The sequence below is a fragment of the uncultured Brachyspira sp. genome (assembly GCF_949287625.1).
GTDB lineage: Bacteria > Spirochaetota > Brachyspiria > Brachyspirales > Brachyspiraceae > Brachyspira.
The window spans coordinates 1-12,701 of the sequence record NZ_CASEGO010000093.1 but is presented as its reverse complement, the minus strand read 5'-3'; the positions used below and the strand labels follow the sequence as shown (position 1 = coordinate 12,701).

Sequence of the window (12,701 nt, the reverse complement as noted above, 5' to 3'; positions counted from 1 at the left end):
CATAGGTATTCCTTTTTGTTTGTTGTGATAATTTAAATTATAAGGAATACCTCCTTTTTTTAAACTAAAACTGTGCAATATCTATGGCTCTTAAACAATGTTGTTCTTTTTCCCGCCGCAAAAAGAACCAAAAAGTGCAAGTATAAATAAAGTCTATAAAAAAATAACATGCATAAGTTAACATAATATACATTATCGGAATATAAATTTGCTCTTTTTTTCTAGATAATTAATATAAACATCAATAATTAATAATTTTAATAAGCTACTATACTAGATTTGTTATTTTATAATAATTTTGTTTAAATATATAAAGCCAATTATAGTTTTCATTTTCTACTGGAGAAATATAATATTTATAATTATATTCTAAAGTATTGCCTCCAAATTTGATATATTAAAAGGAATATTATACAATACATAATAAGTATTTAAATCATTATGCAAATCTTTAATTCTTCAATATTAAAAAAACATATTAGTATTTTTTACTCAAAGTATCATATTGCCAAATTAATTATTATTTAAATAAATGTTTTATATATTGTATAAATTATATTATTTAAGCTATAAAATGCAGTTCTTCCGCCACAGGCGTACTGCGTATGGTTCTCGCCGAAGGCGGGCTGTGCCTTATACCAATAAAAGAACTGGGGTTTGGCACGACTGTGTGCTTCGCAGCAAAGCCCCAACTATAATTTTAAAATGTTAAATTAAAGATTTATAAATATTAACAAATTTAGTTTTGAAACAAGTCTAATAATATAATAAGATTGCATAATGTATTATGAAATAGCTATATACACAATAAAAATGAGGCATGGATACAATGGAAGTAATTATTAAAAACATTGAAGTAAAAAGCATACTTACAAAATCAAATTTACCAGTTGGAGGCTATTCAGTAAATCCTTATGTAGGATGTACTCATGCATGTAAATATTGCTATGCTTCTTTTATGAAGAGGTTTACAAATCATACAGAACCTTGGGGAGAGTTTATAGATATAAAATTATGGAATAATATAAAAAATACTCAAAAATATAAGGATAAAGAATTATTTATATCTTCTGTTACAGATCCATATCAGCCTATAGAAGAAACTGCATGCCGTACACGAACTTTGCTTGAACAGCTTAAAGGAAGCGGATGCAGAATCAGTATTTCTACAAAGTCTGATCTTGTACTAAGAGATTTAGATATTATCAAAACTTTTCCTAATGCTAGAGTTTCATGGTCAATAAATACACTTGATGAAAATTTCCGTGCTGATATGGATAATGCAGTAAGTATTGAAAGAAGATTGAAAGCTATGAAAGAATTTTATAATGCTGGTATACGTACAACCTGCTTTATATCTCCAATATTTCCATATATTACTGACATTAAGGCTATAATACACAGAGTAAAAAATCAATGCAATCTAATATGGCTTGAAAATCTAAATCTACGCGGAGGTTATAAAAAAGTAATATTAGATTATATAGAAGAAAAATACTCAGAACTTAAAGCTCAATATGATGATATATATTTAAAAGGTGATAAAAGATACTGGTTTGAATTAGATGAACAGATAAGTAAGTTTTGTAAAGAGGAAGAGCTATTATATGTGAGAAATGATGATTCTATTAATCAGCCGTTCAATGCTCATCCAATTGTTGTAAACTACTTCTTTCATGAGGAAATTATACCTTCAGCAAATAAAAAAACAAAGGTATAAAGTTTTAAAATAATATATAAATACATAGTCTTTTTAATTCTATTTACACATAATAAAAAATATCTATCAAAAAAGAATTATATTAATTAAATTAGCAGATTATATAATAATATATAGTCTGCTGATATAATTAATTGTCAATAGTTTCTACAACCACGTTATATTCATTAGAACTGTAGCTTTCTTCCAATATATAAGCCTCATTAGTTAAACTCACTGCTTTATTAACTTCTATATTATTACTAAGCAATACTTTAAATAAAGATTCATAAGCCCTTTTTAAAGCATTTTGTGTGAGCATTTGTCTGGTATATGCATTTAATTTGGCATTTTCTGATATTTCTATTGAAGCATTTGCTCTGAATATTTTATCATCTATACTGCCCTCTTTTTTTAATCTGTTTAATACCTCTATAGTCCTGTCATATATAGTATCATCTTTTAATTTTATCTCTGTATAAAAATTATCATCTTTTTTATATTCTTTAAAAGTTACAATGTCCTCATTAGAAAAATCTATAAGATTATTATCTTTTAATGAAACAGCAACTATATTAAAATCATTTCTGTTAATTAAAGAAGCGGTCTGCTCAGCTATATAATAATACATAGCATCTTCTGCTTTCATTCTGCTCACTTCAAAACTTATATCTGTATATGCTTGCGAATGCAATATTCCTCTTCTGATATTATTGCCTGAACATGATATTATAATTATTAATAACAATATAATAAAAATATATAGCTTGTTTTTTTTCATGATTTATAATAAATTATCCTTTAATGTATTAACTATTTTAACTTATCATAGTTACTATTTGTAAAATTATAATTTAAAATACTATATATATTATAAACTCAAAAATACTTTTTTATTATATATTTTTATTATATAAACAATATTGGAGACTTTATATTGAATATTAAAGCATTTATTTTGTTATTACTATTAATTATGTTTACATCTTGCCAAAAGAAACAGGATAATTTTTTAGAAGATATGGCTTCTTTAGATAAAGCATATATGGACACCTTATTAATTATAAGGGACGTTAATAATACTGACAGAAAGGCTGCTATAGAAAAATTTATTATAGTATGGAATGACTTTAAAAAAAAATACTACAATATTAATACAGAAGACCCGCAATGGAAAACCGATTTTGACAGCTTGCAGGATATATTAATACGCTCTCACTACTATATATCAAGCAAAGAAGATGAAAGTGCAGGATATTCTATACTGCATGATATTAAATATGTATTATCCGATTTAAGAAAAAGAAATAATGTTAATTGGTTTTTTGATAATTTAAACTCAATATACAAAATAGCATATAGAATGGGAGAACTCTCAAAAATATATAACACATCTAATACAGTACTTACTCAGGAAGAAGAAGAAAAATTAATTGCGGTTTATTATCTGCTTGATGAAGCAGCTAAAACCACAATAGCTGAATTTGATAAAAGTAATATACATCTGCTTCATCTTTCTCAGCAGCAGCTTGGAACACTTAAACATAATATAGAAACTATAGATGATTTAGTTAAATCAATAGGAAATGATTTGTTCTCAAAAAAATATAGTAATATATCAAGTATATCTGAAAATATTTTAAATATATATTTTAACTCTCTGCAAATAATGAGAGGCTAAAATATATAATCTATAATAAATAATATAAGGAATAAATATCTATGAAAGGTTTTTGTATCTTAAATAAGCCTATAGGAATAACTTCTTTTGATGCTATAAAACAGGTAAAAAAAACATTAAGAGAAAAAGAAAACATTATAGAAAAGAAAATAGGTCATGCAGGCACATTAGATCCTTTTGCAAATGGAGTTTTAATACTGGCATTTGGAAGATATACTAAATTATTTTTCTTATTTGATGACATGCCTAAGGAATATAATGCATTGGGAGTATTTGGTGAAATGAGAGATACTGATGATGTGGAAGGTAATATAATAAAAAAATCTGATGCAAATAATAAATTAAGTTTTGAAGAATTAGAAAAAATTATAAAAGAAAATTTTAAAGGAAACATTCTTCAAAAACCTCCTATATACAGTGCTAAAAAAATTAATGGAAAAAGAGCTTATGATCTGGCAAGGGATAATCAAAGTTTTGAATTGAAAGATTCTGAAGTATTTATTAACAGCATTGAATTATTAGAATATGATTATCCATATTTCAAAATAAAAACTTCAGTAAGCAAAGGTACTTATATAAGGTCTATAATAAGAGATATAGGAAATATTACTGGTAATTTAGCTTATACAAAAGAATTAACAAGAATATCTATAGGAAATTATAGCATTGATATGGCATGCAGTATAGAGTATATAGAAAAAAACAAAATACTATCATTCTTTGAAATGTTTAATAACTTTGATAAAAAAATTATTGAAGATGATAATACCATAAAACAAATACTATGTGGCAATACCAAAATGATAGAAAATATAGAAATAAAAAATAAATATTCAGCATTGACTGATAATAAAGAAAATCTTTTAGCGATTATAGAAAAAAAAGATAAGAATGTTTACTCTTTTATAGACATTTAATTATTTTTTATTCAATTAAATTAAAAAAAAATAAACCGCTTTTGTGGGATGAACAAAGCGGCTTATTACAAATATAGTTATTGGGGGTAGTCCAATCAACTAAATATATTATCGGCCGATTGGAAATTAACTTTAGTAATTTTATAAAAAAAGAAAAAAATTATATAAATTTTTAATAATAAAAAAACCGTTAGCATTCGATAAGAATACTAACGGTAATTTTATACATAAGTAAATATTTTTTAATTTATTTTAAGCAAGTGCTTTTTTAGCTACTTCAACTACAGCTTCAAATGCTTTATAGTCATCTATAGCCAAATTAGATAAAGCTTTTCTGTCTATTATAACATTAGCTTTTTTAAGTCCGTTAATGAACTTGCTGTAAGATATACCTAAAGGTCTGCAAGCTGCATTGATTCTTAAAGTCCATAAACGTCTCATCATTCTTTTTTTCTGTCTTCTATCACGATAAGCGTATTTTAAGCCTCTTATTACAGCTTCTTTAGCTTGTTTCATTTGCTTACTATGAGAACCATAGTAACCTTTAGCCATCTTTAATATTTTTTTAACTTTTTTCTTTCTTACTACACCGCTAACTGCTCTCATTCTGGTCTCCTTTTATTATCTGCCGTAAGGCATTAATCTTGGCATTTCTAACATATTAGTATCATCAGCTATTCTTGCTTTACGATACTTTCTTTTAGTGTCAGGTCTTTTGCTTAAGAATTTGTGGCTTCCAAATGCATGAGCAAATTTTACTTTACCTGTTTTAGAGAATCTAAAACGTTTTTTTGCACCGCTTTTTGTTTTTAATTTTTGTTTCATAAACTAATATCCTTTAAAATTATATTTACTGTATGCTCAATCTATACGTATGATAAGTACGCATAGCTAGTGGGCTATTTAATTATAAAATAATTATTCTTCTGTATTTTCAGAAACTTCATTTTTTTCTGAAGAGTTATCCGAATCAGAAGAAGTTTTCTTCATTTTCACTGGATTAAGCACTGCAGATAAATTCTTACCCTCTAATTTAGCTGGTTTTTCTGTAGCTGCTTCATTTTCCAAATCCTGCATAATCTTATTGATAAGGTCATAGCCGAATTCAGTATGAGCCATTTCCCTACCTCTAAACATTATAGTAATTTTTACCTTATTACCTTCCTCTAAGAATTCACGAATATGCTTCATTTTAAAGTTATAATCATGTATGCTTATCTGAGGTCGCATCTTGATTTCTTTAAGCTGCACTAATTTCTGCTTTTTCTTAGCTTCTTTACTCTTTTTTTGAATATCAAATTTATACTTACCATAATTGATAATCTTACAAACAGGAGGCTCTGCTGTTGGAACAATTTCTACCAAGTCCGAACCTTCCTCTTTAGCTAATGCAAGAGCATCTTTAATACTCATTACACCAAGACTTCCTCTCTCATCATGCACAACTCTAACTTCTGGTGCAGTAATAAATTGATTAATTCTCTCTCCTTCTTTTTTTACTGTTGCCATTATTTATCTACCTCATTTAGTAGTAAATATAGAATCATTCATTCTCTCCTTAGATTCTTTTTTGAGTTTCTCTATAAACTCATTTAAATCCATATCTTTAATTTCTTGCGAAGAACGTGTCCTAATAGATAATTTACCATTAGAGACCTCCTCGGCTCCTATTATAACTGTATACGGAGTTCTTTGCAAGCGATATTTTTTAATCTTAGTACCTAAATTTTCATTTTCCTCATCTACTTCTACTCTAAAACCTGCATCTTTTAATGCTTTAGCAACTTCATTAACTCTGTCAATTTGAGATTTTTCATCAAGAACATTAACAACAGCCACTTGTAAAGGAGAAAGCCATAATGGGAATTTACCATTATAATGCTCAACCAATATACCTATAAAACGCTCCATTGAACCAAGTATAGCTCTGTGAAGCATTACTGGAGTATGTTTTCTGCCGTCTTTACCTTCATAGCTTATTTCAAATCTCATAGGAAGTGAGAAGTCAACCTGTAAAGTACCGCATTGCCAGTTTCTGTCAAGAACATCTTTAATATTAAAATCTATTTTAGGACCATAAAAAGCTCCGTCTCCTTCATTAATTTTATACTTTATACCAAGTTTATCCAAAGCATTAATCAATGATTTAGTAGCAAGCTCCCAAATTTCATCGCTTCCGATTGATTTGGCAGGTCTTGTAGAAACAAATATTTCAAAGTTCTCGAAACCAAAGTCTTTATATACAGATAAATAATATTCGATAGTATTAATAATTTCATCACCTAGCTGCTCTTCAGTACAGAATATATGGGCATCATCTTGAGTAAATGCTCTAACTCTGAAAAGTCCATGCAAAGCTCCTGAAAGCTCATGTCTGTGAACAAAACCTAATTCAGCAACTCTTAAAGGCAAATCTCTATAACTATGTATATTAGAATTATAAACAATCAAACCGCCTGGGCAGTTCATAGGTTTTACAGCATATTTAGTTTCATCAATCTCTGTAAAATACATATTTTCTTTATAATTATCCCAGTGTCCGCTTCTATGCCATAATTCTTCATTGAGAATAGCTGGAGTTTTTATTTCAACATATCCGCGTTTATCATTTTCATTTCTTATATAGGATTCTACTGCTTTATAAATAATCATTCCTCTAGGATGCCAGAAAGGAAAACCAGGTCCTTCCTCATGAAAACTAAATAAATTAAGTTCTTTACCTAATTTTCTATGATCTCTTTCTTTAGCTTCTTTAAGTTTTTTGAGATATTTATCCAAAGCCTCTTTACTTTCAAATGCTGTACCATATATACGGGAAAGCATTTTATTATTAGAATCCCCTCTCCAATAACTTCCAGCTACAGACATGAGTTTGTATGATTTTATATATCCAGTAGAAGGAACATGAGGACCGCGGCAAAGATCTATAAAATCTCCCTGCTCATAAAAAGATACTGTATCAGCATCTATACCTTCTATAATTTCAACTTTATAAGGCTCATTAGCTTTTTTAAAATACTCTATAGCCTCATTTTTGTTCATTACTTTTCTTACTACAGGTATATTTTCTTTGATGATTTTTTTCATTTCATCTTCTATTTTTGGAAGGTCCTCTTCTGTAAAAGGTTTTTCTGCATCAAAGTCATAATAAAAACCATCTTTTATTGCAGGACCTATAGTAACCTGAGTATTAGGGTAAAGTCTTCTAACAGCCTGTGCCATTAAATGACTTGTAGAGTGTCTTAAAACTTCAAGACCTTCATCGGTGGTTGTAAGTATCAATTCTAAATCGCCGTCTGTTTCAGGCGTATATGTAAGGTCAACTTCTTTTCCATTAAATTTAGCTGCTACTGCATCTTTGGAATCTTTTTTAGCATTTTGTTTAAGGAAGTCTAGTAAAGACTCTCCATTGGACAAATCATAAGACTGTCCCGAATAATTAATTTTTGACATTATAACACCTCTTGAATTGATACTTCTATTTGCATAAAAAACTTATGTAAATATTTTGAACTATTATAACATATATAAAAACAATAGTCAATAAATCATATAAGGCAATTATTAAAATTATACAAAAATAATTCAAATTAATAATATAGTCTTATTTAATGTATAATTTGTATGCTGTTATTTTATTTTTAATTTTTTTATATTTATTTGATTTTTAAATAATATTTTTTGAATTCTAATCATATAAAAAATAAGTATTTTTATTGAAAAAATATTATTTTTACTATATTATTAATAAGTATTTTTTATAATTTTTAAAAAAGAATAAGGAGAAGAATATGGTTAAATTCTCAGATTTGGGTCTTGTTAATAGCAGAGACCTTTTTAAAAAAGCTATAAGCGGCGGTTATGCAATACCTGCATTTAACTTTAATAATATGGAACAACTTCAGGCTATAGTTCAGGCTTGCGTAGAAACTAAAAGCCCTGTTATTATTCAAGTATCCTCAGGTGCTAGAAAATATGCTAATCAAACATTATTAAGATATATGGCTCAAGGTGCTGTTGAATACGCTAAAGAATTAGGTGTTAATGTTCCTATAGTTCTGCACCTTGACCATGGCGACAGTTTAGAACTTTGCAAAAGCTGTATTGAATATGGTTTCTCTTCTGTTATGATAGACGGAAGCCATTATGATTACAACAAAAACGTAGAAATTACTAGAAGTGTTGTTGAGTATGCTCATAAATACGATGTTACTGTAGAAGGTGAATTAGGAGTGCTTGCTGGTGTTGAAGATGACGTTTCTGCTGAACATCATACTTACACTCAGCCTGAAGAAGTAGAAGATTTCGTTAAAAAAACAGGTGTTGACTCTCTTGCTATTTCTATAGGTACTAGCCATGGTGCTTATAAATTCAAACCAGGTCAAAACCCAGAAATAAGATTAGATATTCTTAAAGAAATTGAGAAAAAAATACCTGGTTTCCCTATTGTTTTACATGGTTCTTCAAGTGTACCTCAAGAATATGTTAAAATGATTAATGAATACGGCGGTAAATTAGATGATGCTATAGGTATTCCAGAAGAACAATTAAGAGAAGCTTCTAAAAGTGCAGTTTGCAAAATTAATATTGACAGCGATTCAAGACTTGCTATGACTGCAGCTATTAGAAAAGTATTCCATGACAATCCTAAAGAATTCGATCCTAGAAAATATTTAGGACCTGCTCGTGATGAAATGAAAAAACTATACATGCATAAAATTAATAATGTATTAGGTTCTAATGGAAAAATATAATTTTAATAATTTATAATAATAAAAAAATTAATAAAGGAGATAACGTGGGAAAACAGCATAGAAAAGTAGTTAAACGCAAAAGAGCTCTAAGAAGAATAAGAAGACAAAAAGATGCTCTAAATGCTAAAACTAAATAATTATTAACTTAATAATTATTAAAAAAGAAAATTCAAGGGTATGAGTTTATTCTTATGCCCTTAATTTTTTTAACAAAATATAAAATATATATAATTAAATAAAAAGGAAGTAAAATGAAAAACTATATATTAATAATATCATTATTTGTTATGCTTATATCATGCGAAAAACAAATTGATAAATCTCCGCTTGCACTTCAAACAGATTTCGGAAGAAAAGACAATGCCGTTGCAAGTATGTACGGAGTAGCTTTAACTGTAGATAAAGATTTAAAAGTTTACGACCTTACACATGAAATACCAGCATTTAATATATGGGAAGCTGCTTTGAGATTAGACCAAACAGCAAAATATTGGCCTGAAGGAACTGTATTTGTTAATGTTGTAGACCCAGGGGTTGGTACTGAAAGAAAATCTGTTGTTATGAAAACTACCAACAATTATTATTTTGTAACTCCAGATAACGGTTCTTTAACTTTTGTTGCTGAAAGTTTAGGGGTGGAAGAAGTAAGAGAAATTGATGAAGCAGTAAACAGACTTACCAACTCTCAGGAATCATACACTTTTCATGGACGAGATGTTTATGTGTATACAGGAGCAAGACTAGCTTCAAAACAAATAACTTTTGAGCAAGTTGGAAAATCATTAGGAACAAATATAACAAAAATAGATTATCAAAAACCAAGATATGAAGATGGTAAATTCTTTGCTAATATTCCTATACTCGATGTGCAGTATGGTAATGTATGGTCTTCCCTTCCTCGTCAATTAATGCTTGAAAATGGCATACAAGTAGGAGATATTTTGAATGTTTCTATATATAATGAAAGAAATTTAATATGGAATGGTGATGTTAAACTTGTTAATACTTTCGGAGATGTTCCTGAAGGCGATAATATGGCATATTTTAATTCAGAGCTTAATTTCTCTGTTGCTGTTAATATGGGAAATTTTTCTGATAAGTACAAAGTTGAGAGCGGTCCAGATTGGAGTATAGAAATAATAAAAAAATAGCGTATTTATTTTTTATTATTTTAACATACATACCGAATTTTTCCAAATGCATACAGTTATAGTAATCCTGCAAAACAAGTATATATCAGCTTTGCAGGATTACTTAAAACTCCATTTATTTTTTAACTATAATGATTTTATACTGCATTAAAAACAAAAAATAATATACAAAATTTCTATAATAAAATCATACTATATACACTGAAAATTTTTAAGTTTGTCAATTTTTTTATTCAACTTTTTCCCGCCGCAAAAAGTTCAAGTGTAAAAAATACTAAATAGTACTAATTATGTTTTACATAAATAATAAATTATCAAATTTATACTAAAATATAGAATTTTAAGTATACTGCCATAACTAACGCTACTTACTACAGCCGAAAATAACTGATTGTATGCAAATTACACAGATTCTGTCTTGCTGTGCACTTCATAATGGCAAAGCAAAATTATTAAAATTATAAATAATATTAAAAAATAAATTATAATCTTTATATAAAAAAGGAGCTTTATATTGAAAGCCCCTTTACATTAAAAATTTTATTAAAACTAACCCATTAAATTATTTACTTATTGTTTTGTAGGCTGTGAATTATTATTTTTGCTCATTGAATCCATACCAGATATACTATAACGCATTTCAGTATCAGCCATAATATTTTTCATATTATAATAATCAAGCACCCCAATATTTCCTTTCTTAAGAGCTTCAGCAATAGCAAGAGGAAGCTGCGATTCTGCCTCTACAACTTTAGCTTTCATCTCTTCAACCTGAGCACGCATTTCCTGTTCACGTGCTATAGCCATAACTCTTCTCTCTTCAGCTTTAGCCTGAGCAATCTTTTTGTCAGCTTCTGCTTGGTCAATCTGTAAGAAAGCCCCAATATTGCTTCCAACATCAACGTCAGCAATATCAATAGAAAGTATCTCAAAAGCAGTACCAGAATCAAGACCTTTAGCAAGTACAACCTGTGAAATTCTATCAGGATTTTCTAAAACTTCTTTATGAGAAGAAGAACTGCCTATAGTAGTAACGATACCCTCTCCTACTCTAGCAATAATAGTTTCCTCTCCAGCTCCTCCAACAAGACGATTAATATTTGTTCTAACAGTAACTCTAGCAGTAGCTTTTACCTGTATGCCGTCTTTAGCAACAGCAGCAATCAAAGGAGTAGCTATAACTCTAGGAGAAACGGAAGTTCTTATAGCATCAACTAAATCTCTTCCAGCCAAATCTATAGCAGCAGCACGCTCAAAACTTAAATCCAAAGAAGCCTTATCAGCAGCAATTAAAGCATCCGCAACAGCAGTAGGATTGCCGCCTGCTAAATAATGTGCCTCAAGTTCATTCGTTCCTATTTTTAAACCTGCTTTCCATAACTTTATTTGATTTAATACTATAAGTGAAGGATTAACTCTTCTAAGACGCATAGTAATTAACGTTATCATATTTATTCTTACACCAGAAAACAAAGCTGTAATCCAAAGCCCCATAGGGAAAAAATGTAAGAAAACAAATAAAAGTATCAGTATTACAACAATACCAACAAACATAGGAATAATTGGAATATAACCAAAATCAAACATATACAAACCTCCTAAAAATATTATTAATTATGTACATAAGTTCCTATATCTTCTCCGGAAATAGCCTTAGTAATATTTCCTGATTTATTCATATTAAATACTCTTATAGGCATATCATTATCATTAGCCATAGCAAAAGCTGTCATATCCATAACACGTAAATTCTGATTGATAGCTTCTCTAAAAGTAATATCCTTATACATTTTAGCATCTTTATTTGCTTTAGGGTCTTTATCATAAACTCCGTCCACATTAGTACCTTTTAATACTATAGAAGCACCTATCTCTAAGGATCTTAATATAGCTGTACTGTCTGTTGTGAAATAAGGATTTGAAGTGCCTCCCGCTATGATTAAAACATTACCGCGTTCTAGTATACGAATAGCTTTATCTCTCTCAAAACCTTCTATCATACCTTCTATATTAAAAGCAGATAATATTTGAGTAGGAGTTCCTGCTGCCATAAATCTGTCTTTTAAAGCTATAGCATTCATAATAGTAGCAAGCATGCCCATAGAATCAGCTGTAGCTCTTACCATTCCAGTTTTATTTGATAACTGCATTCCTCTAAATATATTACCGCCTCCAACAACAACTGCTATTTGTGTATCATTTCCAGCAGCTTTCATCTCTAATGCTATCCTATCAACAACATTATTATCAATACCGTATTCCTTCTCTCCAAGCAATGCTTCACCTGATATCTTAAGCAACACTCTTTTTTCCATTAATTGACCTCTTAATTTTTGATATTAGATATTTCCTGCATTATACTATTTTTTTAACATATAATCAAGATTAAATAATTTATATAATTGCATGGGTGCCATACATATTGCATTTAAGTATTCCTTATCTTTTTGAAGTATAACATAGGTGTATCATAATTTAAAGCTGAATGTATTCGTTTAT

The 12,701-nt window shown here is 28.7% G+C and carries 12 protein-coding genes; 5 read left to right on the top strand and 7 right to left on the bottom strand.

What is annotated here, in order from left to right:
- Nucleotides 1-829: 829 nt before the first annotated feature.
- Complete coding sequence (locus Q1X91_RS12270; protein ID WP_300757910.1) at nucleotides 830-1,720, top strand: radical SAM mobile pair protein B; 891 nt, start codon at nucleotides 830-832, stop codon at nucleotides 1,718-1,720.
- A gap of 130 nt (nucleotides 1,721-1,850) precedes the next feature.
- On the opposite strand, the gene Q1X91_RS12265 is transcribed toward Q1X91_RS12270, so the two are convergent.
- Nucleotides 1,851-2,480 carry a hypothetical protein gene (locus tag Q1X91_RS12265; RefSeq protein ID WP_300757908.1) on the bottom strand — a complete coding sequence of 210 codons (630 nt, stop codon included), beginning with the start codon at nucleotides 2,478-2,480 and terminating at the stop codon, nucleotides 1,851-1,853.
- Between the two features lie 156 nt (nucleotides 2,481-2,636).
- Between Q1X91_RS12265 and Q1X91_RS12260 the strand changes: the two genes are divergently transcribed.
- Complete coding sequence (locus Q1X91_RS12260) at nucleotides 2,637-3,380, top strand: hypothetical protein (RefSeq protein ID WP_300757906.1); 744 nt, start codon at nucleotides 2,637-2,639, stop codon at nucleotides 3,378-3,380.
- A 41-nt stretch (nucleotides 3,381-3,421) separates the two neighbouring features.
- Nucleotides 3,422-4,297, top strand: a complete 876-nt coding sequence (gene truB / locus Q1X91_RS12255) for a tRNA pseudouridine(55) synthase TruB (RefSeq protein ID WP_300757904.1) — start codon at nucleotides 3,422-3,424, stop codon at nucleotides 4,295-4,297.
- Between the two features lie 252 nt (nucleotides 4,298-4,549).
- Here truB and rplT read toward each other — a convergent pair whose 3' ends face one another.
- The 4 genes from rplT to thrS form a co-directional block, all read right to left on the bottom strand.
- A complete protein-coding gene (gene rplT, locus Q1X91_RS12250; RefSeq protein ID WP_008725909.1) occupies nucleotides 4,550-4,903 on the bottom strand; it encodes a 50S ribosomal protein L20 in 354 nt (117 codons plus the stop codon).
- 15 nt (nucleotides 4,904-4,918) lie between these two features.
- Nucleotides 4,919-5,122 carry a 50S ribosomal protein L35 gene (rpmI, locus tag Q1X91_RS12245; RefSeq protein WP_008725923.1) on the bottom strand — a complete coding sequence of 68 codons (204 nt, stop codon included), beginning with the start codon at nucleotides 5,120-5,122 and terminating at the stop codon, nucleotides 4,919-4,921.
- Between the two features lie 93 nt (nucleotides 5,123-5,215).
- Nucleotides 5,216-5,806 carry a translation initiation factor IF-3 gene (gene infC, locus Q1X91_RS12240; RefSeq protein WP_300757900.1) on the bottom strand — a complete coding sequence of 197 codons (591 nt, stop codon included), beginning with the start codon at nucleotides 5,804-5,806 and terminating at the stop codon, nucleotides 5,216-5,218.
- Between the two features lie 12 nt (nucleotides 5,807-5,818).
- Nucleotides 5,819-7,750, bottom strand: coding sequence for a threonine--tRNA ligase (gene thrS / locus Q1X91_RS12235; protein ID WP_300757897.1), 1,932 nt, complete (start codon nucleotides 7,748-7,750; stop codon nucleotides 5,819-5,821).
- 338 nt (nucleotides 7,751-8,088) lie between these two features.
- Here thrS and Q1X91_RS12230 point away from each other — a divergent pair, with 338 nt between their 5' ends.
- Both Q1X91_RS12230 and Q1X91_RS12225 read left to right on the top strand, forming a co-directional pair.
- On the top strand, nucleotides 8,089-9,051 hold the full coding sequence (locus Q1X91_RS12230; RefSeq protein WP_300757895.1) for a class II fructose-bisphosphate aldolase: 963 nt from the start codon (nucleotides 8,089-8,091) through the stop codon (nucleotides 9,049-9,051).
- Nucleotides 9,052-9,302: 251 nt separating this feature from the next.
- On the top strand, nucleotides 9,303-10,202 hold the full coding sequence (locus tag Q1X91_RS12225) for an S-adenosyl-l-methionine hydroxide adenosyltransferase family protein (protein ID WP_300757892.1): 900 nt from the start codon (nucleotides 9,303-9,305) through the stop codon (nucleotides 10,200-10,202).
- 570 nt (nucleotides 10,203-10,772) lie between these two features.
- Here the strand turns inward: Q1X91_RS12225 and floA are convergent.
- Together floA and pyrH are read right to left on the bottom strand one after the other, a co-directional pair.
- Nucleotides 10,773-11,789 carry a flotillin-like protein FloA gene (floA, locus tag Q1X91_RS12220; RefSeq protein WP_300757889.1) on the bottom strand — a complete coding sequence of 339 codons (1,017 nt, stop codon included), beginning with the start codon at nucleotides 11,787-11,789 and terminating at the stop codon, nucleotides 10,773-10,775.
- A gap of 23 nt (nucleotides 11,790-11,812) precedes the next feature.
- A complete protein-coding gene (gene pyrH, locus Q1X91_RS12215; protein ID WP_300757886.1) occupies nucleotides 11,813-12,517 on the bottom strand; it encodes a UMP kinase in 705 nt (234 codons plus the stop codon).
- Nucleotides 12,518-12,701: the final 184 nt, after the last annotated feature.

Bases quoted from the DNA above. Each gene is read 5' to 3' on its own strand.
- Q1X91_RS12270 (WP_300757910.1), top strand. From the start codon at position 830: ATGGAAGTAATTATTAAAAACATTGAAGTAAAAAGCATACTTACAAAA.
- pyrH (WP_300757886.1), bottom strand. From the start codon at position 12,517: ATGGAAAAAAGAGTGTTGCTTAAGATATCAGGTGAAGCATTGCTTGGA.
- Q1X91_RS12225 (WP_300757892.1), top strand. From the start codon at position 9,303: ATGAAAAACTATATATTAATAATATCATTATTTGTTATGCTTATATCA.
- Q1X91_RS12230 (WP_300757895.1), top strand. From the start codon at position 8,089: ATGGTTAAATTCTCAGATTTGGGTCTTGTTAATAGCAGAGACCTTTTT.
- rplT (WP_008725909.1), bottom strand. From the start codon at position 4,903: ATGAGAGCAGTTAGCGGTGTAGTAAGAAAGAAAAAAGTTAAAAAAATA.
- truB (WP_300757904.1), top strand. From the start codon at position 3,422: ATGAAAGGTTTTTGTATCTTAAATAAGCCTATAGGAATAACTTCTTTT.
- thrS (WP_300757897.1), bottom strand. From the start codon at position 7,750: ATGTCAAAAATTAATTATTCGGGACAGTCTTATGATTTGTCCAATGGA.
- floA (WP_300757889.1), bottom strand. From the start codon at position 11,789: ATGTTTGATTTTGGTTATATTCCAATTATTCCTATGTTTGTTGGTATT.
- Q1X91_RS12265 (WP_300757908.1), bottom strand. From the start codon at position 2,480: ATGAAAAAAAACAAGCTATATATTTTTATTATATTGTTATTAATAATT.
- infC (WP_300757900.1), bottom strand. From the start codon at position 5,806: ATGGCAACAGTAAAAAAAGAAGGAGAGAGAATTAATCAATTTATTACT.
- rpmI (WP_008725923.1), bottom strand. From the start codon at position 5,122: ATGAAACAAAAATTAAAAACAAAAAGCGGTGCAAAAAAACGTTTTAGA.